24 protein-coding genes are annotated in these 25,096 nt (G+C 63.5%); 12 read left to right on the forward strand and 12 right to left on the reverse strand.

The genetic code is table 11. The annotated features are described in order from the left end of the window. Positions 1–177: 177 nt before the first annotated feature. Both BLV27_RS10340 and BLV27_RS10345 read left to right on the forward strand, forming a co-directional pair. Positions 178–555, forward strand: coding sequence for an NADH:ubiquinone oxidoreductase subunit NDUFA12 (locus tag BLV27_RS10340; protein WP_092645629.1), 378 nt, complete (start codon positions 178–180; stop codon positions 553–555). Beyond that, positions 552–941: a DUF2155 domain-containing protein gene (locus BLV27_RS10345; RefSeq protein WP_342024561.1), complete on the forward strand. Its 390-nt coding sequence runs from the start codon at positions 552–554 to the stop codon at positions 939–941. The genes BLV27_RS10340 and BLV27_RS10345 overlap by 4 nt, the downstream gene beginning before the upstream one ends. On the opposite strand, the gene aat is transcribed toward BLV27_RS10345, so the two are convergent. The 10 genes from aat to BLV27_RS10395 form a co-directional block, all read right to left on the reverse strand. Next, positions 899–1,549, reverse strand: coding sequence for a leucyl/phenylalanyl-tRNA--protein transferase (gene aat, locus BLV27_RS10350; protein WP_092645631.1), 651 nt, complete (start codon positions 1,547–1,549; stop codon positions 899–901). The genes BLV27_RS10345 and aat overlap by 43 nt on opposite strands. 51 nt (positions 1,550–1,600) lie before the next feature. Next, on the reverse strand, positions 1,601–2,146 hold the full coding sequence (locus BLV27_RS10355; protein WP_139176596.1) for a hypothetical protein: 546 nt from the start codon (positions 2,144–2,146) through the stop codon (positions 1,601–1,603). Then, positions 2,139–3,485, reverse strand: coding sequence for an acetyl-CoA carboxylase biotin carboxylase subunit (gene accC, locus BLV27_RS10360; protein ID WP_092645635.1), 1,347 nt, complete (start codon positions 3,483–3,485; stop codon positions 2,139–2,141). Before accC ends, BLV27_RS10355 begins: the two co-directional genes overlap by 8 nt. A gap of 4 nt (positions 3,486–3,489) precedes the next feature. Continuing rightward, the gene (gene accB, locus BLV27_RS10365; protein WP_092645637.1) at positions 3,490–3,969 is read right to left on the reverse strand and encodes an acetyl-CoA carboxylase biotin carboxyl carrier protein; all 480 of its coding nucleotides are present in this window, start codon (positions 3,967–3,969) and stop codon (positions 3,490–3,492) included. 379 nt (positions 3,970–4,348) lie between these two features. Continuing rightward, complete coding sequence (gene acs, locus BLV27_RS10370) at positions 4,349–6,298, reverse strand: acetate--CoA ligase (protein ID WP_092645639.1); 1,950 nt, start codon at positions 6,296–6,298, stop codon at positions 4,349–4,351. 66 nt (positions 6,299–6,364) lie between these two features. Beyond that, positions 6,365–7,120, reverse strand: a complete 756-nt coding sequence (locus BLV27_RS10375) for an ABC transporter ATP-binding protein (RefSeq protein WP_092645641.1) — start codon at positions 7,118–7,120, stop codon at positions 6,365–6,367. 12 nt (positions 7,121–7,132) lie between these two features. After that, a complete protein-coding gene (locus tag BLV27_RS10380) occupies positions 7,133–7,894 on the reverse strand; it encodes an ABC transporter ATP-binding protein (protein WP_092645817.1) in 762 nt (253 codons plus the stop codon). 6 nt (positions 7,895–7,900) lie between these two features. Next, entirely contained in the window at positions 7,901–9,115 is a 1,215-nt protein-coding gene (locus BLV27_RS10385) for a branched-chain amino acid ABC transporter permease (protein WP_170831430.1), read from the reverse strand. Between the two features lie 75 nt (positions 9,116–9,190). Then, positions 9,191–10,222: a branched-chain amino acid ABC transporter permease gene (locus BLV27_RS10390; RefSeq protein ID WP_092645645.1), complete on the reverse strand. Its 1,032-nt coding sequence runs from the start codon at positions 10,220–10,222 to the stop codon at positions 9,191–9,193. A 110-nt stretch (positions 10,223–10,332) separates the two neighbouring features. Then, complete coding sequence (locus BLV27_RS10395; protein ID WP_092645647.1) at positions 10,333–11,691, reverse strand: substrate-binding protein; 1,359 nt, start codon at positions 11,689–11,691, stop codon at positions 10,333–10,335. A gap of 246 nt (positions 11,692–11,937) precedes the next feature. Between BLV27_RS10395 and BLV27_RS10400 the strand changes: the two genes are divergently transcribed. From BLV27_RS10400 to BLV27_RS10430, 8 genes are all read left to right on the forward strand, one after another. Further along, positions 11,938–13,263, forward strand: coding sequence for a short-chain fatty acyl-CoA regulator family protein (locus tag BLV27_RS10400; RefSeq protein WP_280140302.1), 1,326 nt, complete (start codon positions 11,938–11,940; stop codon positions 13,261–13,263). Next, entirely contained in the window at positions 13,256–13,663 is a 408-nt protein-coding gene (locus tag BLV27_RS10405) for a response regulator transcription factor (RefSeq protein WP_244504619.1), read from the forward strand. Before BLV27_RS10400 ends, BLV27_RS10405 begins: the two co-directional genes overlap by 8 nt. Continuing rightward, positions 13,660–13,944, forward strand: a complete 285-nt coding sequence (locus BLV27_RS10410) for a hypothetical protein (protein WP_092645653.1) — start codon at positions 13,660–13,662, stop codon at positions 13,942–13,944. Before BLV27_RS10405 ends, BLV27_RS10410 begins: the two co-directional genes overlap by 4 nt. A 4-nt stretch (positions 13,945–13,948) precedes the next feature. After that, the gene (locus BLV27_RS10415; protein ID WP_092645819.1) at positions 13,949–16,615 is read left to right on the forward strand and encodes a sensor histidine kinase; all 2,667 of its coding nucleotides are present in this window, start codon (positions 13,949–13,951) and stop codon (positions 16,613–16,615) included. A gap of 116 nt (positions 16,616–16,731) precedes the next feature. Then, complete coding sequence (locus tag BLV27_RS10420; protein ID WP_170831421.1) at positions 16,732–17,913, forward strand: FliM/FliN family flagellar motor switch protein; 1,182 nt, start codon at positions 16,732–16,734, stop codon at positions 17,911–17,913. Positions 17,914–18,709: 796 nt separating this feature from the next. Beyond that, a complete protein-coding gene (locus BLV27_RS19340) occupies positions 18,710–18,847 on the forward strand; it encodes an RSP_7527 family protein (RefSeq protein WP_170831422.1) in 138 nt (45 codons plus the stop codon). Between the two features lie 87 nt (positions 18,848–18,934). Beyond that, positions 18,935–20,137 carry an RSP_2647 family RNA methyltransferase gene (locus BLV27_RS10425; RefSeq protein WP_092645656.1) on the forward strand — a complete coding sequence of 401 codons (1,203 nt, stop codon included), beginning with the start codon at positions 18,935–18,937 and terminating at the stop codon, positions 20,135–20,137. Then, positions 20,134–20,679, forward strand: a complete 546-nt coding sequence (locus BLV27_RS10430; protein WP_092645658.1) for an RSP_2648 family PIN domain-containing protein — start codon at positions 20,134–20,136, stop codon at positions 20,677–20,679. The genes BLV27_RS10425 and BLV27_RS10430 overlap by 4 nt, the downstream gene beginning before the upstream one ends. Positions 20,680–20,695: 16 nt before the next feature. Here BLV27_RS10430 and BLV27_RS10435 read toward each other — a convergent pair whose 3' ends face one another. Beyond that, complete coding sequence (locus BLV27_RS10435; protein WP_092645660.1) at positions 20,696–23,155, reverse strand: penicillin acylase family protein; 2,460 nt, start codon at positions 23,153–23,155, stop codon at positions 20,696–20,698. Positions 23,156–23,252: 97 nt separating this feature from the next. Between BLV27_RS10435 and BLV27_RS10440 the strand changes: the two genes are divergently transcribed. After that, positions 23,253–24,128: an NAD(P)-dependent oxidoreductase gene (locus BLV27_RS10440; protein WP_092645821.1), complete on the forward strand. Its 876-nt coding sequence runs from the start codon at positions 23,253–23,255 to the stop codon at positions 24,126–24,128. A 117-nt stretch (positions 24,129–24,245) separates the two neighbouring features. After that, positions 24,246–24,524: a hypothetical protein gene (locus tag BLV27_RS10445; RefSeq protein ID WP_092645663.1), complete on the forward strand. Its 279-nt coding sequence runs from the start codon at positions 24,246–24,248 to the stop codon at positions 24,522–24,524. Positions 24,525–24,616: 92 nt separating this feature from the next. Here the strand turns inward: BLV27_RS10445 and BLV27_RS19075 are convergent, their stop codons facing one another. Next, positions 24,617–24,847: a hypothetical protein gene (locus tag BLV27_RS19075; protein ID WP_139176597.1), complete on the reverse strand. Its 231-nt coding sequence runs from the start codon at positions 24,845–24,847 to the stop codon at positions 24,617–24,619. Positions 24,848–25,096 lie beyond the last annotated feature (249 nt).

Genomic DNA, 25,096 nt, shown 5'->3' on the forward strand with positions numbered 1-25,096 from the left:
CAGCGCGAACGACAGATGCGGCATTCACCGTCCCGTGGTGCAGGCCGGGCATTGCCATGAATCCGTCTTGAAACGCGGTGGGCGACATGCGCCCGTCGCCTGCCGACCGCCCGGCGCGACCTTGACCACGCCGTCCTGCGGTGTAGGAGAGGGGAAACGACCCGCGGAGGACGAAACATGGCCGGATTTTTCAAGCGCCTTGTCGGTTGGTGGGACGGGCAGAGTTTTGGCACCGCCCTCTGGACTCGCCGGTTCGGCACCAAGGTCGGGGAAGACGAGGCGGGCAACGTCTATTACCGCAACGACGATGACAGTCGGCGTTGGGTGCACTTCCCAGGCGACAACGACGCCAGCCGGGTCACACCGGAGTGGTACGGATGGCTGCACAAGATGTACCCCAAGCCCCCGACCGAAGACCCGATCGTTCATCAGAAATGGGAAAAGCCTCACCAGCCAAACTTGACGGGTTCGGAGGGCGCGTTCTTTCGCAAAGGATCGCTGCGACGAGCCGATGTGAAGCCTGCTTCAGACTACGAGGCCTGGAGCCCCGAGTGATCCGGATTGCCTTTGCGCTGACGCTGCTGGCCGCCGGGATGGCGGACGCGCAGGTTCAGTTGAACACCGGCGCGGCTGCTCGAACTGGGCAAGGTACCGGGGCCGTACTCCGGACCCTCGACAAGGTCTCGGGCGAAGTCATCGACGTTGAGATGTCGGTCGGACAAACCATGGCCTACGGATCGCTGCAAGTGACGCTGCATGAATGCCGCTACCCCGCAAACAATCCCGAAGGCGATGCCTTTGGTCTGATGCAGGTCGTCGACACGCGCGAAGTGCAGGAACTGTTCGCCGGTTGGATGGTCGCCTCGTCGCCCGCGCTCAATGCGCTGGAGCATCGACGTTATGACGTCTGGGTCCTGAGCTGCCTGACAGATGTCGACTGAGGCATCGGGCCGTCCAGCCGCGCTTGTCGACCGAGGGCATGTGTCAACTGCCTATGGTACTGAGCCCGCGGGATTTCCACCGCCCCCAGCGACGCGAGGTGATCGGTCAGAAACTGGGTGTCGAACAGGGTGAAACCCTGCTGGCGCAGCAGCGTCACCATGTAGGCCAGCGCGATTTTCGACGCGTCGCGCGCGTGCGAAAACATCGATTCTCCGAAGAATGCCGACCCTAGGGTCACGCCGTAGACGCCGCCAACCAAGCGTTGGCCATGGTCGGCCCATATCTCCAGCGAATGCGCGAATGCAGATTTATGTAATTCGCGGTAAAGCGCGGCGATTTCCTGATTGATCCATGTTTCTTCCCGGTCGGCGCACCCCGCCAAAACGCCTTCGAAGTCTTCGTTCAACGTCACGACGAAGCGTTCCTGCGCGATGGTTTTGGACAGGCTGCGTGACATGCGAAACCCGTCGAGCGGCAGGACACCGCGCGTCTTGGGGTCGACCCAGAAGATTTCCGGATCGCTCCGCCCTTCGGCCATCGGGAAGACACCGGAGGCGTAGGCCATCAGCAGGGTCTCGGGTGTGATTGGTGGTGTATCGCGGGGCATGGCCGCTAAGATAGAGTGCCGGAGGCGACGTTGGAAGACCGAGGTGAACCTTCAGGTTGCCGTCGTTTTCGGAAGGGTTGCCGCGATCAAGGTCGGCACGGGCGTGGTTTGTATGGGGCCAATCTGTCCGGGGCCGGTTCGTACCGGGGTGGTCGGCCGGGTCTGGCCGCGCCCACCACCGGGATTGTCGCAGGATTTGGCCACGTAGACGGCCTCGGCTGCGGCCAGCCTGACATTCCCTGACTTCGCCACAAGCTGTGACGCCTCGGTTCCGATGACCTTTGCGAGTGCCCCTGCGGGTCCACCGATCAGCGCGCCGATGGCCCCGGCAACGAGACCTGTGCCGGGGGAGCCGCTTTTTTCGGCCTGCGCGCGCAGGGCCGCGCGCGACGCATTGAGGCCCCGGCAATCGATGGTCGCGAACCGATCCGCGTAGGCATCGAAATTGCGCGCGTCACGGTCCGAGGAGAAGAGCGCATCCCCTGGGGGCAGGCCCATGGACGCAGCCTCCACACCGGGTGTCGGCGTGTCACCGCAAGCGGCCAGTCCCACAGCCAAACCCAAGGCCAGAGTCAATCGGAGCGGCAGGTCAGCCAAGATTGGTTTCAAGCCAGTGTTCCAGCCAATGGATCGTATAGTTCCCCGCCAACACGTCCGGATCCTCGACCAATGCCGCGTGCAGCGGGATCGTTGTGTCGATGCCGTCCACAATCAACTCCCCGAGGGAGCGGCGCAGACGCGCCAACGCCTCGTCCCGATCGCGGCCATGCACAATTAGCTTGCCGATCAGGCTGTCGTAGTAGGGAGGGATGCGGTAGCCGTCGTAAAGGGCGCTGTCCATGCGCACGCCAAGGCCGCCGGGCGCATGATACTGCGTGATCCGGCCCGGCGATGGTGTGAAACTGGGCAGCTTCTCCGCGTTGATCCGCACCTCGATCGCGTGACCGTTGATCTTCAACTCATCCTGCTGCAACGACATCGGAAGGCCCGCGGCCACCCGGATCTGTTCGCGCACGAGGTCGACGCCGAAAATGGCCTCGGTCACCGGGTGTTCCACCTGCAGGCGAGTGTTCATCTCGATGAAGTAGAATTCGCCGTTTTCGTACAAAAACTCTACCGTGCCCGCTCCGGCATAGTTGATGCGGGCCACGGCCTCGGCGCAGGTCTTGCCGATTTCGGCGCGCATCTCGGGCGTGATGCAGGGGCCGGGGGCCTCCTCGAAGACCTTCTGATGGCGTCGCTGCAGCGAGCAGTCGCGCTCGCCCAGATGGACTGCACGGCCCTTGCCGTCACCGAAGACCTGCACCTCGATATGGCGTGGCGTGGTCAGATATTTCTCGATGTATACTTCATCGTTGCCGAAGGCCGCCTTGGATTCCTGCCGTGCGGTGTGAAAGGCGCTTTCCATGTCGGCGGCCGTCTTGGCCAGCTTCATACCGCGTCCACCGCCGCCGGCCGTTGCCTTGACGATGACCGGGTATCCGATCTCCTCGCCGATGCGCTGCGCGTCGGCCAAGGTTGGCACGCCGCCCTCGGATCCGGGTACGCAGGGCACGCCCAATTTCAGCATCGTGTCCTTGGCAGTGATCTTGTCGCCCATGATGCGGATATGTTCCGCTGTGGGCCCGATGAACGTGATGCCGTGGTCTTCCAAAGCCTGCACGAAGTTCGCGTTTTCCGAAAGGAAGCCATAGCCGGGGTGGATCGCTTCAGCCCCCGTGATCTCGCAGGCAGAGATGATGGCCGGCACCGACAGGTAGGACAGTGCGCCCGACGCCGGGCCGATACAGATCGACTCGTCAGCCATGCGGACGTGCATCGCGTCGGCATCGGCGGTGGAATGGACGGCGACTGTGGCCACGCCCATCTCGCGGGCGGCACGAACAACACGCAGGGCAATCTCGCCCCGGTTTGCGATCAGGATCTTCTTGAACATGGGCTTAACCCAAGATCACAAGGGGGGCACCGAATTCGACAGCGGCACCATCCTCGACCAGGATACGCTTGACCGTTCCGGCGCGGGGGCTGGGGATCTGGTTCATGGTCTTCATCGCTTCCACGATCATGATCGTCTGGCCTTCGGATACGGTGTCGCCGACCTGCACGAACGGTGCGGACCCCGGTTCGGATGACATGTAGGCCGTGCCGACCATGGGGGAGGTCACGGCACCTGGATCCTGAGCCGGGTCTTCCTGGGGTGCTGCGCTGGCGGCGGCGGGGGCTGGTGCGGCCGCAGGTGCCGCCGGAGCCGCATGATATACGGGAGCGGGTGCCGCGGTCATTTGCCGGGCGACGCGCACGTTCAGCGCGTCGTCTTCACCGTATTCACGGCTCACTTCCAGCTCGCTTAGGTCGTTTTCGCGCAGAAGCTCGGCCAGGGCCTTGATAAAGGCGACATCGCTCTCGTGGGTTTTGGTCATTACCGTCTCCGAAGCCTGTTTCCCTTGCCCTTACCCCGGACGCGACCCGAGGGGAAGTATTTGCACGTTCTCCTTCAAAAGGGACCGTGACTGTGGACCGGGACGGTTTGGCATCGCCAGCCGCTGGCCGGGTGGCGACTGGTGGCGGATCGGGCTGACCGTTCGCCGAATTCATAGGCAAGAACGAGGTGGCAATGGGGTGGGGATATCCGCAGTCGATGATCATGCACCCGGAATGCCGTCGCGCTGGTAGGGATGGTCGATTCGCCAGTTGACGCGACACGTCCGGACGGCATTGGGAGGCCGATGTTCGGCGTCGTGCAAATCAAATTCGCCCCGCCGCGTGCCCTTGTCCGGGCCGCGGCGGGACGTCGGGGAACTACCGGTTCATCCGGTTTTCGATCAGGTCGTCGACCACGGATGGGTCCGCCAAGGTCGATGTATCGCCAAGCGCGCCGAAATCGTCTTCGGCGATCTTGCGCAGGATGCGGCGCATGATCTTGCCGGAGCGCGTCTTGGGCAGGCCGGGGGCCCATTGGATCAGGTCGGGCTTGGCGATCGGGCCAATCTCGGAGCGAACCCAGTCCGAAAGCTCCTTGCGCAATTCGTCCGAGGGCTCCTCCCCGCCCATCAGCGTGACATAGGCATAGATCCCTTGGCCCTTGACGGTGTGGGGGTAGCCGACGACTGCCGCCTCGGCGACCTTCTGGTGGGCCACGAGTGCCGACTCGACCTCCGCCGTGCCCATCCGGTGGCCCGATACGTTGATCACGTCGTCCACACGCCCGGTGATCCAGTAATAGCCGTCCGCATCGCGCCGGCAGCCGTCGCCGGTGAAGTAGTAGTTCTTGTAATCGCTGAAGTATGTTTTTTCGAACCGCTCGTGATCGCCCCAGACGGTGCGCATCTGGCCGGGCCAGCTGTCCTTGATGCACAGCACGCCCTCGGCCGCCGTCTCGTGAATTTCCTCGCCCGTGGTCGGCTCCAGGATGACAGGTTGTATGCCGAAGAACGGCAACGTGGCCGATCCGGGTTTGGTCGGGATCGCGCCGGGCAGGGGAGTCAGAAGGTGGCCGCCGGTTTCCGTCTGCCACCAGGTGTCAACGATGGGGCATTTTCCCTTGCCCACGACATCGTTGTACCAGTTCCACGCCTCGGGATTGATCGGCTCACCGACGGTGCCGAGAATGCGCAGGGAGCTGAGGTCATAGGGCTCCACGAAGCTGTTGCCCTGGCCCATGAGCGCGCGCAGGGCGGTCGGCGCGGTGTAGAACTGCGCCACCTTGTGCTTTTCGCAGACGGCCCAGAAACGGCCCGCATCCGGGTAGGTGGGCACACCTTCGAACATCACCGTGGTCGCCCCGTTCGCCAGTGGGCCATAGACGATATAGCTGTGGCCTGTGACCCAGCCAACATCGGCGGTACACCAGAAGACTTCGCCGTCCTTGTAGTCGAAGGTGTATTCATGCGTCATCGACGCATAGACGAGGTAGCCGCCCGTCGTATGCACCACGCCTTTCGGCATTCCGGTGGAGCCGGATGTATACAGAATGAACAGAGGGTCTTCGGCGTTCATTTCCTCGGGCGGGCAATCGTTCGAGACATCGGCCTCGGCTTCGTGAAGCCAGACATCGCCGGTGGGGCGAATGGCGACCTGCTGACCCGTCCGCTTGACGATCAGGCATTGCACGTTGTCGTCGCAATGCAGCAGGGCCTGGTTCACGTTGTCCTTCAAATTGGTCACCCGACCGCCGCGGGGGGCACCGTCCGCAGTGATGACGACCTTCGCATCGGAGCCGTTGATCCGTGCCGACAGCGCATCGGCTGAGAAGCCGGCAAAGACGATCGAGTGGATCGCGCCGATCCGGGCGCAGGCCAGCATCGCATAGGCCGCCTGCGGGATCATGGGCATGTAGAGGACGACGCGGTCGCCCTTGCCCACGCCCATGCCCTTGAGGACGTTCGCGAATTTACAAACGTGTGCATGCAGCTGCTGGTAGGTTATGTGCTGCGCCTCGTCGTCGGGGCTGTCGGGTTCCCAGATGATCGCGGTCTGGGTCCCCCGCTCCTTAAGATGGCGGTCGATGCAGTTGGCGGCGATGTTCAGGGTGCCGTCCTCAAACCATTTTATCGAAACGTTGCCGGGCGCGAAGGAGGTGTTCTTTACGCGAGTGTAGGGCTTGATCCAGTCGATGCGCTTGCCGTGCTCGGCCCAGAAGGACTCTGGGTCCGCGACGCTGGCTTCGTACATCGCGTCATAGGTGGCGCGGTCGGCGTGCGCATTGGCCGCCATCTCGGCGGACGGCGGGAACATTTGATCGTCGGGCATGGATCCTCCTTGGCCCCTTTGCGGGCCTGGCCGTGTCGGGGGGCGGGGGCCCCCGGCGTATTCAAGTCAAATTGCGAGGTATTCCGAGCGCAGGGCTTCGTCGTTCAGGACTTCGGCCGCGGTGCCGTCGAACACGACGCCGCCGGTATCCAGGATCACGGCCCGGTCCGAAAGCTCCAGCGCGCGGACGGCGTTCTGCTCCACCAGGATGGTCGTCATCCCGAGCTTGCGAATCTCGATCAGGGTCTTCTCGATCTCGTCCACGATCACGGGGGCCAAGCCTTCGTAAGGCTCGTCTAGCAACAAGAGTTTGACATCGCGCGCAAGGGCGCGGGCGATGGCGAGCATTTGCTGCTCACCGCCGGAAAGCGTCACGCCCTCTTGCTTGCGGCGTTCTCCGAGACGGGGGAACAACTCGTACAGACGTTCCAGCGACCAGCCGATCGGCGGGGCGATCTGTGCCAGTTTCAGGTTCTCCTCGACCGTCAGGCCGGCAATAATGCGGCGGTCCTCGGGCACCAGGCCCAGACCGGCCTGAGATGCCTCGTGGGCGGCCATCTTGTGCAACGGCTGGTGGTCCAGCCATATCTCCCCGTGCCGAAGTTCGGGCGACCCCACGCGCGCGCAGGTCCGTAAAGTCGACGTTTTTCCGGCACCGTTACGGCCCAGCAGGGCGAGAATCTCACCTTCGTGGACATTAAAGCTGACGCCCTGCACGATATAGCTCTCGCCGTAGTAGGCGTGGATGTCGTGCACGCTGAAATAGGCGGGGCTGCTGGCTGCCTTGTTGTCGTCGCGGGTGAAATCGGTTTTCACGTTCATCGGTAAGTCTCCTCAGTGCCCGCTGGATTCACCCAAGTACGCTTCGCGTACCTTGGGGTGGCCCTTGATGTTCTCGGGCGTGTCCTCGACCAGTGGGGTGCCCTGCGCCAGAACCGTGATGCGTTCGGCCAACGAGAAGACGACGTGCATGTCATGCTCGATGATGGCGATTGTGATCGGGCGGCTCTCCTTGATCTGCTTGAGCAGATCGATGGTGTTGTTCGTGTCCGCCCGCGCCATTCCGGCCGTCGGCTCGTCCAGCAGCAGCAGGCGCGGCTCCTGCGCCAGGCACATGCCGATTTCCAGCCGCCGCTTGTCGCCGCGCGACATGGATGCCGCGTGCATGTTCCGCTTATCGGCCATCTTCATATCCTCAAGCATATGCTCCGCCCGGTCCACGATTTCACCGTCGCGCAGGAGCTGGCCGTAGGCGTGCAGCGCGAAGGAGCCGTCGCGTTTGGCCAAGCAGGGGATCATCATGTTTTCCATGACGGTCAGGTCGCCGAAGATTTCCGGCGTCTGGAACACGCGCGAGATGCCCATCTGGTTGATCTCGTGCGGTTTGCGCCCGAGGACCGACTGACCTTCGAAGGTGACCGACCCCGTATCCGGGATGAGCTTGCCCACCAGGCAGTTCAGAAGGGTCGACTTGCCAGCTCCGTTCGGCCCGATGATCGCGTGAACCGTCTGCTCGGCGACCGACAAGTTGACGTCGTCCAAGGCCTGCAAGCCGCCGAAGCGTTTGCCGACGTTCTTGACTTCGAGAATACCCATCATCGATTACTCCGAGGCGTTGCGTTGGTCGCCGGCGGTCTTTTCGGCGTCAGCGGATTTTCGGTCACGGCGGAAGACCGTGGCGAGTTTCTGTCCGCCCTGCACCAGCCCGCCCGGCAGGAAGATGACCACGGCCATGAACATCAGGCCCAGCGTCAGGTGCCAACCCTTGCCTACGAAGGGATAGATAATGGCGACCACGAAATCCTCCATCCCGTCGGGCAGGAAGGCGAACCAGCTGTGCAGCGTGGCTTCGTTGATCTTCGAGAAGATATTTTCGAAGTACTTGATGAAGCCTGCGCCAAGCACCGGCCCGATCAGGGTTCCGGCACCGCCCAGGATCGTCATCAGAACGACTTCGCCGGACGCTGTCCACTGCATCCGCTCCGCCCCGGCAAGCGGGTCCATCGCGGACAGCAGGCCACCGGCAAGACCGGCGTACATGCCTGAGATCACGAAGGCGGCAAGGGTGTAGGGTTTGGGGTTCAGGCCGGTGTAGTTCAGCCGCTGCTGGTTCGATTTCACCGCGCGCAGCATCATCCCGAAGGGCGAGCGGAACAAACGGATCGACAGATAGAAGCAGCCGATCATGATGACTGCGGACAGATAGTAGCCCATGTTGAACTGGAACGACCATCCGCCGATGTTCAACACCTCGGTGGCACGCATTGCGACGCCAAAAAGGTGCGGCGCATCCACCGTCGTGGCGGAATTGTGGAAGATCTGCGGATCGTTGGTATAGACCTGAAGGCCAGATTCCCCATTCGTCAGGTTGAACTTGGGGTTTGACAACACCGAATAGGCCAGCGCGAAAGACATCTGCGCGAAGGCCAGCGTCAGGATCGAAAAATAGATTCCCGACCGCCGCAGCGAGATGAAGCCGATCAGGAGGGCGAAGAGCCCCGAAACCACGATGCTCAGACCGATACCGGGCAGCACGTTGTACCCCAGCAGCTTGAACATCCACACGCAGGAATAGGATCCTATGCCCAGAAAGGCGGCGTGGCCGAAGCTGAGGTAACCCGTCAGCCCGAACAGGATGTTGAAGCCGATGGCAAAGATCCCGAAGATTACGAACCGCTGCATCAGGTCAGGGTAGCCCGCGTTGAACTGCGCCATTGCGCTGTCGCTGGGGAAGGGGTTGAGCAGGAAAGGGGCCAAGATCGTCAAGGCGATGACGATGGTAAACAGACCGAAGTCCTTTTTCGTAAGGCCAAGGATACTTCCGTTCGCGCGGGGGGTGACCCTCGGCGCGTCGGAAGTCGCGGGGATGTTCTGTGTCTGGTCGGTCATGGTTCAGTCCTCCATCACGCCTTTGCGCCCCATCAGACCGCGCGGACGGGTCAGAAGGACGATCATGGCGACGAGGTAGATGATGATCTGGTTAATGCCGGGCAGCAGCGCAATGACCTGCGTCATGGACGCAAAGCTCTCGAGGATGCCCAGAAGGAAGCCTGCCAACACGGCACCGGGCAGGGAGCCCATGCCGCCGACGACGACCACCACGAAGCTGAGGACGAGGAAATCCATTCCCATGTGGTAGTTCGGGGGGTTGATCGGCGTGTACATCACCCCCGCCAGTCCCGCGACTGCCGCTGCAATGCCGAACATTATGGTGAACCGCTTGTCGATGTTGATGCCAAGCAGGCCAACGGTTTCGCGGTCGGCCATACCGGCACGCACGACCATTCCGAACGTCGTGAATTGAAGGAAGGCGAAGATGCCCGTGATGATGACGGCCGCAAAGCCGAAGTAGGTCAGCCGCCACAGCGGATAGATAACTATGTTCGGGTCCATCCCGAGCAGCGCGCCGAAATCGAACGAGCCGCGGAAGTAGTCGGGCGCTGGCGTCGGGATCGGGTTCGCGCCGAAGAAGTACTTGACGATTTCCTGGATCACGATGGCAAGGCCGAAGGTCACGAGGATCTGATCGGCGTGGGGACGTTTGTAGAAGTGCTTGATCAAGCCGCGTTCCATTATGAAACCGATGGCGATCATCACGGGAATTGCGAAGAGAATGGCGAGCGGGACAGACCAGTCGATAATCGTGGAGCCCATCTCGGGCCCGAACCAGCTTTCAACGTAAGGGGTCTGAACTTTGAGCGGGTTGCCCAGAAAATCCGTTCGCGTCGCGTCAATGGAAGTGGTCGAGAGGTTGAGTATGCGTTGCAATGTCACAGCGCAGAAGGCCCCGAGCATGAACAGCGCACCATGGGCGAAGTTCACGACGCCAAGTGTTCCGAAGATCAGGGTCAGGCCAAGCGCGATCAGCGCATAGGCCGACCCCTTGTCCAGACCGTTCAGTATCTGAATGAGAATTCCGTCCATGTTCCCCAACACTCCAGAGAAGTCGCCCCGATACCGGAAGAAGTCCGCGAGGGGTCGTCGTTGGGCCGCCGCTCGGGGCGCCCCAACTGATTTTCATTTGTGACCGGGGCTCAGGCGCCCGGGTTGCACTCGCCCAAGTCGCCACCAGCGAAGTCGGGGTGATCCACGGCGTACTCGACTTTTGCACGCGGCGTGATTTCCACGATCTCCAGAAGGTCAAACTCGGAGGTCGGGTTCTCTTTACCCTTCACGACCAGCACGTCCTTGAAGCACTGGTGATCTTCGGCGCGGTACAGTGTCGGACCGTTGCCCAGGCCGTCGAACTCATAACCCTCCAGGGCCTCGACAACTGCGCAGGGGTTGAACGAACCGGCGCGGGTAACCGCATCCGCATAGAGCAAGGCCTGCACGTAGCAGGTGTGCGCAGCCTGGCTCGGTGGGAACCCGTACTTTTCACCGAAGGACCTGACGAACGCCTGGGAGGCGTCGTCGGTCAGCGACCAGTGCCAGTTCGTGGAGCCGAAGATGCCTTTGGCGGCTTCGCCGGCACCACGGGCCATCAGGCGCGAGTAGAGCGGAACCACGATGGTGAAGTCCTTGCCGTTGACCTGAGCGTCGCGCAGGCCGAACTCGACCGCCTGAGTCAGCGAGTTGACCATGTCCCCGCCGTAGTGGTTCAGGATCAACGTATCCGCACCCGACTGCAGGACCGGCGTAATGTAGGCCGAGAAGTCACCTGCGCCCACGGGCGTCTTGACCGTCTGGACCGTCTCCCAGCCCATGGCCTCGGTGTAGGTCCTCATGGAACCTTCCTGGCTCCAACCCCAAGTGTAGTCGGCGGTCAGGTGATAGGCCTTGCGGTCGGTGCCGTAGTTTGCCTCAAGGATAGGGGCCAGCGCGGCACCCGACATTTCTGTATTGAAGAAGTGACGGAAACCGTTGGCCTTCTTGTCCTTGCCCGTGGTGTCGTTGGAGTGCGTCAGGCCGGCCATGAAGATAACGCCGGCTTCTTGGCACAGTCCTTGGACACCGATGGCCACGCCCGAGGACGAACCGCCGGTGATCATGATGGCCTTGTCCTTCTCGATCAGCGATCGAGCTGAAGAGCGGGCAGTGTCGGTGTTGGTATTCGTGTCGCCGGTGACGTACTCGACCTTCTTGCCAAGGATGCCAGTACCATCCAGCACTTTTGACGAGAACGTCTGCATCATGCCGCCGTCGCCGCCACCGTTCAGGTGCTCGACTGCCAGCTCATAGGCGCGCAGTTCATCCGCGCCCTCGTCCGCATAGGCACCGGTTTGGGGTACGTTGAAGCCCAGCGTGACAGAGCTGCCTTGCGGCGCATTGGTGAAGCCGGAGTGCGCGTCGGCCCAGACGGCACCGGTGAAGATGGTCGGAGCGGCAAGGCCGGCACCTGCGGCGAAGCCGGTCTTCATCACGCCGCGGCGGGTGAAGTTCGATTTGGTCATTGAGACCCTCCCTGTTTGCGAAATTCCGCACGTCCCCCTCCAGAGTGTGCGGATACGACCCGTCTTCGTTGACGGGTTGACGGCATCATGGCTGACGTTGGGTGAAGTCATCAACAAGACATCGAAGTTGCTGGATTTTTCTGTAAAAAAAATGACAGACTGAACGAGAATCTTGTAAATCAATTGTCACGCAAGCGCGAAGCGCCACACTGCAAGCGCAGCAAATGAACAGAGTCAGGGGGTTGTGTGCCAAGGTCCTTTCCAACGGGGCGACGCATTCGGGAGCGGCGTCTAATGCTCGGGCTGAAACAGGCCGGGGTTGCGGCGACGGTCGGCATATCTCCGTCGTATCTGAACCTCATCGAGCACAACCGACGGGCCATCGGCGGCGCACTTCTGACGCGGCTGGCCGATGCACTGGGCACCGATCGGGCCGCGCTTGCCGAAGATGGCGACGCCGCGCTGATCGAAGGCGTCCGGAACGCGGGTGCCGTGGGCAAGATCGACGCGGAGGCGCTGTCCGAGGCTGCGACCCTGACGCAACGCCACCCTGCCTGGGCCCGGTTGATCGTGGCGCAGGCCGAGGCCTTGGCGGCGCAGGCCCGCACGGTTGAGGCCTTGTCGGACCGACTGTCGCATGACCCCACCCTCGCCGACGCGATGCACGAGATGCTTTCGACTGTATCGGTCGTGCGCTCTACCGCCTCGATCCTGGCCCAGACGCCCGAGATCGACGCGAACTGGCTGCGCCGGTTCCTCGCCAACCTCGACAGTGATAGCCGCCGTCTGGCGGACGGCGTCGAGGCCGTGATGGCGCTGTTCGACGGACGCGCGACGCAGGGCGGGGAACGGCTCCTTCCGTCGGAAATCGTATCGCGTTTTTTGGATGATGCGGGACACCGGTTCGCCGCGCTGGAGGAGCAGGGCGCGACAGCCGTTGCGTCACTGGTGGCACCCATCGCCGACCCGGCAGCGCGCGCGTTGGCGGCAGACGTCTTGCGCGGGGATGCAGAGGACGCCGCCCGTCTGCCCCGCGCGCTGGTCGAGGCAGCCGAGCAGCCCGATGACCTGATCGCGGCGGCGGGGGGCGATCTGGCGTTGGTTCTGCGCCGTCTGGGCGTGGTCGATCCGGGAAGGGGCTTGGTGGTCTGCGACGCGTCAGGCGCACTTCTGCGGCGCAAGCCGGTGGCGGGATTCGCCTTGCCGGTGATGGGGGCGGGTTGCCCGCTCTGGCCGCTCTACGCGACCTTCGCGCAGCCCGGACACCCTATGACCACGGTGATCGAGACACCGGACGGTGCGGGGTGGCGCGTTCATGCGGTGGCCGAGGCGGTGACCCCGCCGGGATTTGGGCAGGCCCCCGTTCTACAGGCGACAATGTTGCTGACGCGGTCGCGCAGCGCCGGGGCAGGTCTGCCGGTGGGGCCGGGCTGTCGGGTTTGTCCCCGTGCCGATTGCGCCGCCCGGCGGGAACCTTCAGTGCTTTCGGGCGGTGTAATGCTGGACTCGGGCTCCGTCTCGGAGGACACTTCGACCGTGGAATTGACCGGAGGGGAGGCCGGGCATGACTGAAATGCCTGATGGAGCGGCGGCCCCCGGCCGCGTCCTGCTGATCGAGGATGAACCGAACATCGCGACCGCCATCTCGTTCTTGCTGGGGCGGGCTGGCTGGCGCGTATCGACCCATTCCGACGGATCTACGGCTCTGGAGGCCGTCGCGCGACATACTCCCGACGTGGTCGTGCTTGACGTGATGCTGCCGGGCCGTTCCGGGTTTGACGTTCTGGGTGGCATCCGCGACGGCGTCGGCACCGTGTCGGCCGACCTGCCGGTCTTGATGTTGACGGCCAAGGGCCAGACCAAGGACCGGGAGCGTGCAGCCGCCTTGGGCGTGACGCGGTTCATGACCAAGCCGTTTTCCAATCAGGAGCTAGTGGCGGCGGTTGCCGACTTGGCGCGCGGCGTGCGATGAGCGTGCTGCCGACCCCGGCCCCTTCGGCCAGCGCGGCACAGCGGCGTGCCCTACGCCGCGCCCGGATCGGCGACGCGATCCGCCTGCTGCCGTTGCTGGGCGTTCTGCTGTTTGTATTGCCGGACCTCGCTCTGTCCGGCGGCCCGGCGGCGGCGGGCGCGACGGCCCCGTGGCTGATCTACCTTTTCGCGGCCTGGTTCCTGCTGGTGGGGCTGGCTGCCTGGCTTGGGTATCTGCACACCCACGCCGAGGAGACGCCCGCCGGCCCGCGGGATGGATGACGGCATGGTCCTTTCGCTGAACCTGCTCATCGTGCTGTCGCTGGTCTATGTGGCGTTCTTGTTCCTGGTGGCCTTCGCGGGTGAACGACAGGCGGCACGGGGCCGCAGCCTTTTGCGAGGGCCGGCGATTTATACGCTCTCGCTGTCAATTTACTGTACTGCTTGGACGTTCTACGGCGCGGTCGGCTACGCGGCACGCTCCGGGTTGGAGTTCATGGCGATCTATCTTGGCCCGACGCTCGTGTTCATCGGCTGGTGGTGGTTCCTGCGCAAGCTGGTGCGGATCGGACGGGCCGAACGGATCACGTCGATCGCGGACATGATTTCCTCCCGGTATGGCAAGTCGAACCTGATCGCGGTGTTGGTGACGCTGCTGGCGGTTGTGGGCACCACGCCCTACATCGCGCTGCAACTGCAATCGGTCACGCTGTCGTTCGGGGTTTTTGCCGCCCCCGGAACCGAAGCGTCCGAACTGACGGGCCTGGCGTTCTGGGTCGCGGTGGGCCTTGCGATCTTTACGATCATCTTCGGTACCCGCAAACTCGACACCGGGGAGCGGCACGACGGCATCGTCAGCGCCATCGCGGTCGAGGCGGTGGTCAAGCTGGTCGCGCTTCTCTCGGTCGGCATCTTTGTTGTCTGGGGCCTGAATGGGGGGCTTACTCCCACGCGGGAGGTGATCGCGACCTCCTCTCTGGCCGACTGGACGGCGGTTCCGGGCCGCTGGGCTGGGTTAATCTTCGTGTCCGCGGCGGCGGTCATCTGTCTGCCGCGCATGTTTCAGGTGCTGGTGGTCGAAAACTCGGACGAGCGGCACCTGGTTACCGCCTCTTGGGCGTTCCCTACGTATCTTCTCGCGATGTGCATCTTCGTTGTTCCAATCGCGGCCACCGGCCTCGCGCGGATGCCGCTTGGTGCGAACCCCGACCTGTTCGTACTGACGCTACCGTTGGCTGAAGGGCAGGGCGGTCTGGCGCTGCTGGCTTTTCTGGGTGGGTTTTCCTCGGCGACGTCGATGGTCATCGTCGCGGCCGTGGCGCTGGCGACCATGCTGTCGAACCACGTGGTGATGCCGCTCTGGCTTGCGGTTAACGAACGGGGCGAGGGGCGCGCATCGATCTCGGGTGACGTGCGCAGCGTCGTGCTGCGGGCGCGACGGGCGTCGATCCTGATCGTGCTGGCGATGGGGTATCTCTACTTCCGCGTCACCGGGGGAACGGCGGCGCTGGCTTCGATCGGTCTGATCAGTTTCGTCGGCATGGCGCAGGTCCTGCCCGCGTTGGCGTTCGGTCTTTTCTGGTCGGGCGCGACGCGACTGGGCGCGGCAGCGGGAATCGTCACCGGCTTCGTATTCTGGGTCTGGACCATGCTGCTGCCGGTGCTGGCCAGCGATGCCTTCCTTGCCGCAGGGCCCTTCGGCATCGCCGCCCTGCGGCCCGAAGCCCTGTTCGGGTTGTCGGGGGATCCGCTGGTGACGGCGGTTCTGGTGTCGCTGGGGGCCAACACGCTGGTGTTCTGCCTGGGCTCGCTTCTGTCACGACCGACACCCATGGAGCAGTTGCAGGCCCCGCGCTTCGTTCAGGTTTTTGACCGCGCTACCCCCCGGCGCGGACGGCGCAGCGACGGTGCGCGCGCGGACGAACTTTTGGTCATGGCGCAGCGCATTCTGGGCGGGCGCGAGGCTCAGGCGCTGTTCGCCGCAGAGGCCGCGACGCAAGGCCGTCCCGGCGACCTGCCTGAAGCGACGCCTGACCTGCTGGAACGGCTGGAGCGCAGACTGGCCGGTTCGGTGGGTGCCGCGACGGCCCACGCGATGGTCACCGGCATCACCGGAGACGCGGCCGTCTCGGTGCAGGACCTGTTGGCCGTGGCCGACGAGACGGCGCAGATCATGGACTACTCCGCCCGACTGGAGGCGCAGTCGGTCGAACTGACCCGAACGGCGGGCGAATTGCGCGCGGCGAATGAGAAGCTGACCACGCTGGGCCATCAGAAGGACGCGTTTCTCAGCCAGGTCAGCCACGAGTTGCGAACGCCGATGACCTCGATCCGGGCGTTTTCCGAAATCCTGCGGTCCGACGACCTGTCGGACGAGGAGCGGGGGCATTACGCGGGCATCATTCTGGACGAAAGTCAGCGACTGACCCGTCTGCTCGACGATCTGCTGGACCTGAGCGTGCTGGAATCAGGCCAGGTCGTGCTGCACCCCGCCCCGATCAACCTGCGCGACGTGATCGACCGCGCGGTGACGGCCTCGGGCCAGACTGGCCTGCGGGTCACGCGCGACACCGAGGCGGAAGACACCGTACAGGAGACGGACGGCGACCGACTTGCACAGGTCTTTATCAACCTGATCACGAATGCGGCCAAGTACTGCGACGCCGATGACCCGGCCCTGCAAATTGCCGTAAGCACCGGTCGCGGCTCCCTGATTGTCGATTTCATCGATAATGGAACGGGAATCGCTGCGGGTGACAGGGGTCTGATCTTCGAGAAATTCGCGCGCCTGACCGACCATGCCGCTGCCGGCAGCGCGGGGCTCGGCCTGGCGATCTGCCGGGAGGTGATGCAACGCTTGGGCGGCGATATCCTGTACTTGCCCGGTCAGGGCGGAGCCGCGTTCCGGGTGCGTTTGCCGCGCCCCGATCCGGTTGCCCGAGCGGCTGAATAAATATCGGCGATCGTGCTTGGCAAGGCTTTGTTAACCCGAATGTATCAGACAGGGCCTAAGTTTTTGGTCCAATGGATTCCATGCCTCCCGATTCGTCTCTCTCTCTACTCCGGCGCATGGCCGGGGGCCGTGCAGAAGGTGCCGCGCAGGTCGTCGATGCGCGGCCAGCCCCGATGCTCGAGCGGGCGCTGGCGACCGCAGCGCTTCGTGTTGGCGACGGCATTGCGGGGCTGGGGCTCGGCACGACCGCGTGGCAGTCACGTCGACTGGAATCCACGCGGGCGTTCGAGGATCTGGACCCCAACGCCCTCTGCCTGATGATCGATCCGCCAGACATGACCGCCAAGGAGATGGCCGGCCACTCCACCGACGTTTTGGCCGCGTTGACCGGCCTGATCGTACTTTCGCCACCCATGACCGACGCCCTGGTCGAGGTGCAGACGATTGGTCGCGTTGATGGTGCCGCGCGCCCGTCACGCCGCCCCACGCGCATTGATGCTGCCCTGGTGCAGCCCTTCGCCCGCAGTCTTCTGGACCAGACACAGCGCCTCGCGTCGCCCGACAGCTCCGAACCGAAGATCGGGGCGCTGCGCACAGGCAGCTTCGTTGCCGGGCCGGAGTCGCTGACGCTGATCCTGACGGCGCATCATTTCCTGCGGCTTGATCTTGATCTGGAACTTGGGGACGGCGTACGCGGTGCGACGGTTTCGATCATGTTGCCGATGGATGACCTGGCCTTGCCGCAGGTCGGCGAATCTATTGATCCGGAAGCGGCGTGGAAGGCCGCGATGCGAGAGGTGGCAATGGATGCGCCCGTCTTGTTGCAGGCGGTATTGCCGCCGCTGCGCCTGCCGCTGTCGCAATTGTTGTCGCTCAAGGTTGGGGACATCGTTCCGCTTCCGTCTCATGCCCTGACCGAGGTGGCGTTGCACGGAGGGTCCTCTGGCATCACGCAACCCGGGCGCGCGTCGATCCCGCGTGGCACGTCGATGGTGGCTCGTCTCGGCCAACTCAATGGTATTCGGGCCGTCAAGATAGCTGCGCTTCCCGGCGAGGCGGTCAGCCTGATGCCTCGGGATGACCCTGCTGCGGGCGATTTCGGTGGGATGTCGGCTCAATTGGCGATGGAGGCCTCTGCGATGGCCGCGCGGCCTTCTTCCTCTATCGAAACATCGTCCATGGATGGCTCGACCGACTCTTCGAACACCCTGTCCGAGGCGTCGGAGGCGACAGATCCGCCCGACCTTCCCGATTTGCCGGATCTCCCCGACCTACCGGATCTGCCACCCCTGAATTGACGGGCTAAATTTCGTCCGGCGTGCGAAATCCGGCCACCTGACTGCGTAAGGTAGGCATTGTAAACCAGCCTATGGCAGCGATCGGTTTAATGGCACCTATGCTGGACCGAACCCACAATAACATGGCTCGGCGTGTCAAGCTTGGAAACATGGAAGTGCTCTATGTCGTCCGCCTGTATACAGAACATGCGCCATCCTATGGTTTTGCAATTCATGGCTGCGGCGCGCTTGTGGGGCCTAGGTCGTTCGGGACCTGCATCGCCAGGCTGGCACGTCGTCTCGCCAGAAACGGTCAGGCCCGTGCCCCAATCGCGTTCAGCCCGCATCGCGAGCGGCTGTCATGGCCAAGACGGGCCAATCCGTTGGGCGGGCTGATGGGGGCGTTCGACGCCCGCCTTCTTGTCCGCGTCGTATTTGCAAACCTTCGCTCAGGATCCAGGAGACGCAATAAAGACCTTCGTCACGCCCTTGCCTGGAATCTATGGCCGCGCGACCGGCTGATCTGCCGAAAGCGGGCTGCGGGACCCCGAGGCTTTCGACTGCAATGATCTGAGCGTCGGGCTATCGGCGCGCCGGAGGCCCATGTCATTCGTCATGAATTCGCGACAAAACGGGATGCTGATTGCGACCTTGGCCTTTCCGGCAGGTGATGCGGGTGACACTCGATCATCGTGTTGCGCAGGGCGCATGGGGGAATTGCCGCAGCCGCATTGGTAATTTGCGGCGGTGCAGCATACCTCTTGTTCAACCAGAAGTGGCAGGGATCGCCCCGCCACGTTGAAACGGAGATGATACGATGAATGACTATACACTTGACATGATCGCAATTGAAACACGGGCCCGTTCACTGCGCGCGGCCTATGTGCGCGAAGCACTCACCAACCTGATGGCACGCCTGCGCGGCACGCGTGCGACTGGAAACGCCCACGCCTGATCTGCTGATCCCAGCGGTCGGTTCTTCCGATGTGAAGGCCCCTCCGCGGGGCCTTTCGGATGTCTGGGGGAGGGAGTAGGGAAAGCCATGACCGATGACTCACCCACCCGCCCCGTCCTGCGTCTGAAACCCAAGGCGGACGCCCGTCGAACCCGGCACGGGCATCCGTGGGTCTTTGTCGACGATGTAGTGGCAGACCGCCGCAGTCGCGCAATCGCGCCCGGCACGATTGCCGTGCTGGAGGATGCGGAGCGCGCGCCGCTTGCAACCGTCGCCGTCAACATGGACAGCCGCATCGCGGCGCGCGTCCTGTCGCGCGACCCAGGGGCGGAGATCGACGCAGCTTTCGTTGCCGCCCGGCTTCGTACCGCCTTGGCGCATCGTGAACGGATGTTCGATGCGCCGTTCTATCGACTGGTCCATGCCGAGGCGGACGGGATGCCCGGCGTCGTGATCGACCGTTTCGGTGATGCCGCCGTCGTGCAACCGAACGCCGCCTGGGCCGACGTCTTGGCCGATGATATCGCCACCGCGCTTGTAGAACTGGGTCTGACCCATGTGCTGCTGAATGCCTCCGGCCGGGCGCGGTCGATGGAGGGGCTGTCGGACGAGACACGCTGGCTGCGCGGTGGGGTCGAGGGCGCGATACCGGTTCCGATGAATGGTGCGACCTATATGGCGGATCTGACCGGCGGACAAAAGACCGGCATTTTCTATGATCAGCGGCCAAACCACGCCTTTGTCGCGCGCTTGGCGGAAGGGGCGAAGGTTCTTGACCTGTTCAGCCACGTCGGCGGGTTCGGTCTTGCCGCGCTTGCCGGTGGCGCGATCTCCGCGTTGGCCGTCGACGGCAGTGCCCCCGCGCTGGCGCTGGCCGAGGAAGGTGCTGCGAAAATGGCGCGCACCGCCGATTTTGCGACCCGGAAGGGCGATGCGTTCGACGTGATGACCGCCTTGGGTGAAGCAGCGGAGACATTCGACATCGTGGTCGCCGACCCGCCCGCCTTCGCCCCGGCGAAGCCCGCGCTCACCGCCGGCCTGCGCGCTTACGAGCGGGTCGCCCGGCTGGCCGCACCGTTGGTTTCGCCGGGTGGTTATCTGACGTTGTGCTCGTGCTCCCATGCGGCCGAGTTGTCCAAGTTCCGCGCGTCCTGCATTCGCGGCATCGGGCGGGCAGGGCGCGAGGCGCAACTGATCCACACCGGATTCGCCGGGGCCGACCATCCGGTGCATCCGCAGCTTGCCGAAAGCGGATATCTCAAGGCGCTGACGTTTCGGTTGCTGGATTGAAGGCGTTTCTGGACGCCTGTGTTCTCTATCCCACCGTTTTGCGGGAAATCCTGATCGGTTGCGCGCGGGCGGAGCTTTACCGCCCGCTCTGGTCGCCGCGTGTTTTGGAGGAATGGGCCCGCGCGACGCGCAAGATCCCGGACGGCGAACTCTTTGCACGCGGCGAGATCGCGGCGCTGCGGGCGGCATTCCCGGCGTCAGAGGTGCGCCCGGGCGAGGGGACAATGGCGCGGATGTACCTGCCCGATACGAACGACGTGCACGTGCTGGCCGCCGCCTCCGATGCGGCCGCGGACCGGCTAGTGACGCTGAACATCAAGGATTTCCCACGTCGCGATGTCTTGGCCGAGGGGATCGAATTGCAGAACCCGGATGCCTTCCTGATGGATCTGTGGCTGGGCGATGACGCAACGGTTGCGGAGGTCGTCGAAGGCGTGCGCGCAACGGCGGAGCGGATCTCGGGTACGGCGCAGCCCCTGCGCCCCCTGATGAAACGCGCGCGGCTGCCGCGTCTTGGCAAGGCCCTCTCCCAAGACGCATAACCGTTGCGGGCAAACCCTAGCGAGCCGGGTTCAGAACAGTCACGCCCACGGCCCCCGCGCGCGCCAACTCCGGATCGAGCGTCATCGGGATGTATTCACCGCGCCGCCACAACTCCCCAAGATCGTCGTAGTGTTTTGACAGCGGGTGCCCCGACTGGCCGGTGGACGTGATGAAGACGCTGCTTTCCGGATCGGCAAAGTCATATACTCCGCGATAGGTGGCCGCGTGAACGTTCAGGAAGGGGGCCGGCAATGCGCCCCCCGTGCGTCCACGTTGCAGCGTGTGATCGCCGCCCGAGGTCGACTGGCGGATGTTCACCACCAGGCCCAGGATCGGAATATCGCCCAGTACGGTGTGGTCGGAGCGCGCCTGATGGGCGTCGCCCCAACGCCAGGTCTCGACCCGCGCGCCATAGGTGTCTTCAAGGAACTGCAATGCATCGTCCAGCGATTGGCGGGCGATGTCGGTGCAGGTTTCCGGTTGGGTCGACTGTATCACGTCGCACCAGGCCGAGGCCCCCCCGATGTCGCGGAAAACCCGCTCTACGAACAGCGGCTCCATTCTGGGATATTCGGCGGCGAGCGGGCCGAGGTCATCACGGATCAGCCGTTGCTGCAAAGAGCGCATCCACGCGGCGTAGATCAACGGCTCTGGCAGGTGTTCCGACATCTCGCCGTTCCATGCCGCCAGCAGTTCCAGCGCAACCTGGCGACGGCGTTCCGGCGTGCCCGCGGGGGCAGCATCGCCGGTAAACCATAAATCACGCCCGATCAGGGGCAAAAGGCTGCGCGCGGCGGTCGAGACGGTGTCCAGTTGAGCTTCGATCAGGCTTTCGCGGGTGTGGACGCTGCGTGCCTGCATCAGACGTTCCATTCGCTGGACCCGCTGGCTGTCTCCCCACCAGTGGCTAATGTGATCGGGGAAAAACGCATCGGTTGTCTTGTTGTTGGTATTGCCCAGCAGGCCCCCGTCGGGATCGGCCCAAACGGGATTGCTGTCGGCAGGCTTCAGCCCGCCCCAATGGTTGACTGCAATCCAACCTGGAACCGGGATCCGGCCTTCGGATTGCTGCAGCTCATTACGATCGGGCTGGCGACCCATGATGGTTATCGCAATACGGTCACCGTCCGTCAGCATCAGGTTCTGGGCGGGGGCCACGAAATGCCGGGCAGCGGCAAGTCCCGCTTCGACATCGCCGGCGCGCATCAGTTCCAGGCCCGTGCGCATGGAGGTGTCGTCCTCGGCCAGCGCAGTCCAGGCGAGCGCGGCCACATGCCCTTGGGGCGTGACAGTGCCGAGATCGAACTGCCGGCCGGTCAGAACGGGTCCGTTTACGGTGCGCCGCAGGGTGAGGGTGATCGGCTCTGCGTCCTTGATCGTCACGATCGTGCGTTCCGTTTCGAAGTCGGCCCAGCCGTCGGGGGTGCGATATTGGGTGCTGTCCTCGGGGTTGAGCTGCTCGATCATGACGTCCTGATCGTCCATGTAGGCTGACGTTAAACCCCAGCCCAGGCGCGCCGTCCGCCCAAGAAGTATGATCGGCATGCCGGGGATCGTACCGCCGATGGCACCGCCCGTCGTCAGTTCCAGCCGTGCCAGATACCACAGCGTCGGTGCCGTAAGGCCCAGGTGAGGATCGTTGGCTAGCAACGCGCCGCCGGCCGCCGCGCGGTCGGGTGCCACGGCAAAGGCATTCGACGCCCCGGCCAGATCACGCGGCGGGACGGGCCATAGGAAAGGGTCGCGCTTGTCGGCGTCGGCGAATTGCCTGGACCGGAGCGATGGGAACAGATCGCCCGCCAAAACCACTTTGCCGTCGCCAGGCAAATCCGGGTGCAGGTCGCGAAGCCGTGCCTCCTCCAGCACGAGGGAGGCGCGGGCGCGCAGAACTTCCTCCTCGACATGGCCCGAGAGCTGCAACGCCATCAGCTTGACGATGGCCAGGCTGTCCGCAGGTTGCCAAGGGGCGACCTGAGGCGAAAACAGGAAGAATTCGGGCGCGCCTCGGCCCGAAGCCTCGGCGTTGATGACCTTGATCCGGGCGTTCACCCCCCGCGCGTAAGCCTCCAACATGGCAAGGCTTTCGGAGTCGAGCGCATCGACCGAGCGGACGGCGGCGCGGTATAAACCCAGACGAAGCAGCAATTCGTCCGTGCGCACGGTCCGTTGGCCGAAGATCTCCGACAATTTGCCCTGCGCGGTGCGCCGCAGCAGCGTCATTTGCCACAGTCGGTCCTGTGCATGGGCATAGCCGAGGCCGAAAAATACGTCCGCGTCCGTTTCCCCGAAAATATGGGGTACGTTGTGGGTGTTGCGTACGATTTCCACCGGGGCGGACAGGCCTGCGACGGTCTCGGTCGCATCATAGTCGGGCAGACTGCGCCCGGCCAGCCAATACACGGCCAACACCGAGAGACCCGCCAGAAGCAGGGCCGCGGTCACGATACGGAATGTCCAGCGGAACAAACGCTCCATGCTACCCTTTCCTGAACCCATCGAGCGGGCTTGTGTTGACCCTTGTCGTCTGGGCCGATCTAACCCCCGGAGCGAATGGATGCAAAGGGAGGTCGGCATGGCGAACGTGGCGTTTTTGGGAATGGGCGTGATGGGTGCCCCGATGGCAGGACATCTGGCGGCAGCGGGTCATGCGGTGACCGTCTTCAACCGCACAGCGGCCAAGGCCGAATCCTGGGTCGCAGATCACAAAGGCAAAGCCGCGACAACCCCGCGCGAGGCGGCCCTGGGCTGCGAGATCGTGATGGCCTGCGTAGGCAACGACGACGACCTGCGCGGGGTCTGTCTCGGCGACGATGGGGCGTTCGCGGGAATGACCGAGGGGTCGCTCTTCATCGACCACACGACCGTCTCCGCCGAGGTGACGCGCGAATTGGCCGCCGCCGCCGTCGAAAAGGGCATCGCATGGGTTGATGCCCCCGTGTCGGGCGGTCAGGCGGGGGCCGAGAATGGACAGTTGGTGATCATGTGCGGCGGCGCGCAGGAGGATTACGACCGAGCGGAGCCGGTGATGGCCGCGTTCGCCAAGCTGAGTCAGCGCATGGGCGATGTGGGTGCGGGGCAGCTTACGAAGATGGTCAACCAGATCTGCATCGCGGGGCTGATGCAGGGACTTTCGGAGGCGATGAACTTCGCACAGAAGGCCGGTCTGGACGGCGAAGCGGTGGTCGATGTGATCCAGGGCGGGGCGGCCGGAAGCTGGCAAATGGTTAATAGACACAAGACGATGCTGGCCGGTGAATATGAACACGGGTTCGCCGTCGACTGGATGCGCAAGGACTTGGCGATCTGTCTTGCTGAAGCTGAGAACGTGGGCGCGTCGCTGCCGGGAACGGCGCTGATCGACCAGTACTACAAGGACGTGCAGGCCATGGGGGGCGGGCGCTGGGACACGTCGTCGCTTATGGCGCGGTTGAAGAAACTCAGCGACTGATCGACGTCGGAGGCGCGGGTGACCCACGGGTGATCCGCGTCGGACGTGCCGCGCGTTAGCCGTTTGCCAAATGCTCACGCTCAGCTTGCCCTTTCGATGACACCGAAAGGGGCGAACATGGCGACGAAATCAGCGCAGAAACAAACCTCGGAAATGTTCGCGATGATGATGTGGTTCCAATGGGACATGGCACGCGACGTGACGCGCGCCGGAGGATTGGCGACAGGTCTGGCAAAACCGCAGCCAGAAAAAACGCAAGGTGATCCTGTATGTCGAGGAGGACGCCGACAAGCTCTTCCGCTCGATGGGGGCGGGAATGGGGCCTTCGCTGCACTGAATACGATCGGCTGCGCCACACAGGAAGTGGAGTTTGAATCGTTCCGCGGACAAGCCTAAATCCGCAAATCGGTCATTAAGCCTCCTGGTTATGACGCACGCGAATTAAATGTCAGGCGACCGCAGGCCAAGACAGGCGGGATCATCGTGACTCAGGGCAGGGCTAGAAGGAGCGCGAGGATCCCGGCCCCCATGACGCTGTAGACTGGCAAGGCCCAGATCAGCGACAAATTTCCTGTCAGCACCAAAATTAGAGTGATGCAGAACGATAGAGGAGCCGCCACAATCGCGGCAGCCATTCCACTACGCTTGGATCGGCGTGGAATAGGCGTTGCCCGCCGGGGTTTGGCGGAAACTTTTTGTTTTGCCAGCAACGTGTTCATCACAACTCCGGATAGAATATGGATAAGCGCAGTTTATCCAGCGGAATTCGCTTTAGCATTTAAACGTGTGGCAAATTTGCTTGGAAATAGGCTGAGGCCAGTTCAGTTGGTCGGCCAACGGGTCTAGCGATAACCACACTAGCATTAACAAAGAAGACTGCGAAATCTCTCAGCAAAGTAGGACTACGGCAATAGACCGGATCCATCGGATCATGTACCGCCAAATGCAACCACCGGTGTGCCTGTCAC

This window comes from Jannaschia faecimaris, assembly GCF_900107415.1.
In the GTDB taxonomy this organism is placed as follows: Bacteria; Pseudomonadota; Alphaproteobacteria; order Rhodobacterales; family Rhodobacteraceae; genus Jannaschia; species Jannaschia faecimaris.

Excerpts from the sequence above, each read along its gene's own strand:
- BLV27_RS19340 (WP_170831422.1), top strand. The coding sequence starts at position 18,710 with ATGAATGACTATACACTTGACATGATCGCAATTGAAACACGGGCCCGT.
- BLV27_RS10420 (WP_170831421.1), top strand. The coding sequence starts at position 16,732 with ATGGCCGGGGGCCGTGCAGAAGGTGCCGCGCAGGTCGTCGATGCGCGG.
- acs (WP_092645639.1), bottom strand. The coding sequence starts at position 6,298 with ATGCCCGACGATCAAATGTTCCCGCCGTCCGCCGAGATGGCGGCCAAT.
- BLV27_RS10415 (WP_092645819.1), top strand. The coding sequence starts at position 13,949 with ATGGTCCTTTCGCTGAACCTGCTCATCGTGCTGTCGCTGGTCTATGTG.
- BLV27_RS10425 (WP_092645656.1), top strand. The coding sequence starts at position 18,935 with ATGACCGATGACTCACCCACCCGCCCCGTCCTGCGTCTGAAACCCAAG.
- BLV27_RS10445 (WP_092645663.1), top strand. The coding sequence starts at position 24,246 with ATGGCGACGAAATCAGCGCAGAAACAAACCTCGGAAATGTTCGCGATG.
- BLV27_RS19075 (WP_139176597.1), bottom strand. The coding sequence starts at position 24,847 with ATGAACACGTTGCTGGCAAAACAAAAAGTTTCCGCCAAACCCCGGCGG.
- BLV27_RS10405 (WP_244504619.1), top strand. The coding sequence starts at position 13,256 with ATGACTGAAATGCCTGATGGAGCGGCGGCCCCCGGCCGCGTCCTGCTG.
- accB (WP_092645637.1), bottom strand. The coding sequence starts at position 3,969 with ATGACCAAAACCCACGAGAGCGATGTCGCCTTTATCAAGGCCCTGGCC.
- BLV27_RS10410 (WP_092645653.1), top strand. The coding sequence starts at position 13,660 with ATGAGCGTGCTGCCGACCCCGGCCCCTTCGGCCAGCGCGGCACAGCGG.
- accC (WP_092645635.1), bottom strand. The coding sequence starts at position 3,485 with ATGTTCAAGAAGATCCTGATCGCAAACCGGGGCGAGATTGCCCTGCGT.
- BLV27_RS10375 (WP_092645641.1), bottom strand. The coding sequence starts at position 7,120 with ATGAACGTGAAAACCGATTTCACCCGCGACGACAACAAGGCAGCCAGC.
- BLV27_RS10435 (WP_092645660.1), bottom strand. The coding sequence starts at position 23,155 with ATGGAGCGTTTGTTCCGCTGGACATTCCGTATCGTGACCGCGGCCCTG.
- BLV27_RS10390 (WP_092645645.1), bottom strand. The coding sequence starts at position 10,222 with ATGGACGGAATTCTCATTCAGATACTGAACGGTCTGGACAAGGGGTCG.
- BLV27_RS10440 (WP_092645821.1), top strand. The coding sequence starts at position 23,253 with ATGGCGAACGTGGCGTTTTTGGGAATGGGCGTGATGGGTGCCCCGATG.
- BLV27_RS10380 (WP_092645817.1), bottom strand. The coding sequence starts at position 7,894 with ATGGGTATTCTCGAAGTCAAGAACGTCGGCAAACGCTTCGGCGGCTTG.
- BLV27_RS10395 (WP_092645647.1), bottom strand. The coding sequence starts at position 11,691 with ATGACCAAATCGAACTTCACCCGCCGCGGCGTGATGAAGACCGGCTTC.
- aat (WP_092645631.1), bottom strand. The coding sequence starts at position 1,549 with ATGCCCCGCGATACACCACCAATCACACCCGAGACCCTGCTGATGGCC.
- BLV27_RS10340 (WP_092645629.1), top strand. The coding sequence starts at position 178 with ATGGCCGGATTTTTCAAGCGCCTTGTCGGTTGGTGGGACGGGCAGAGT.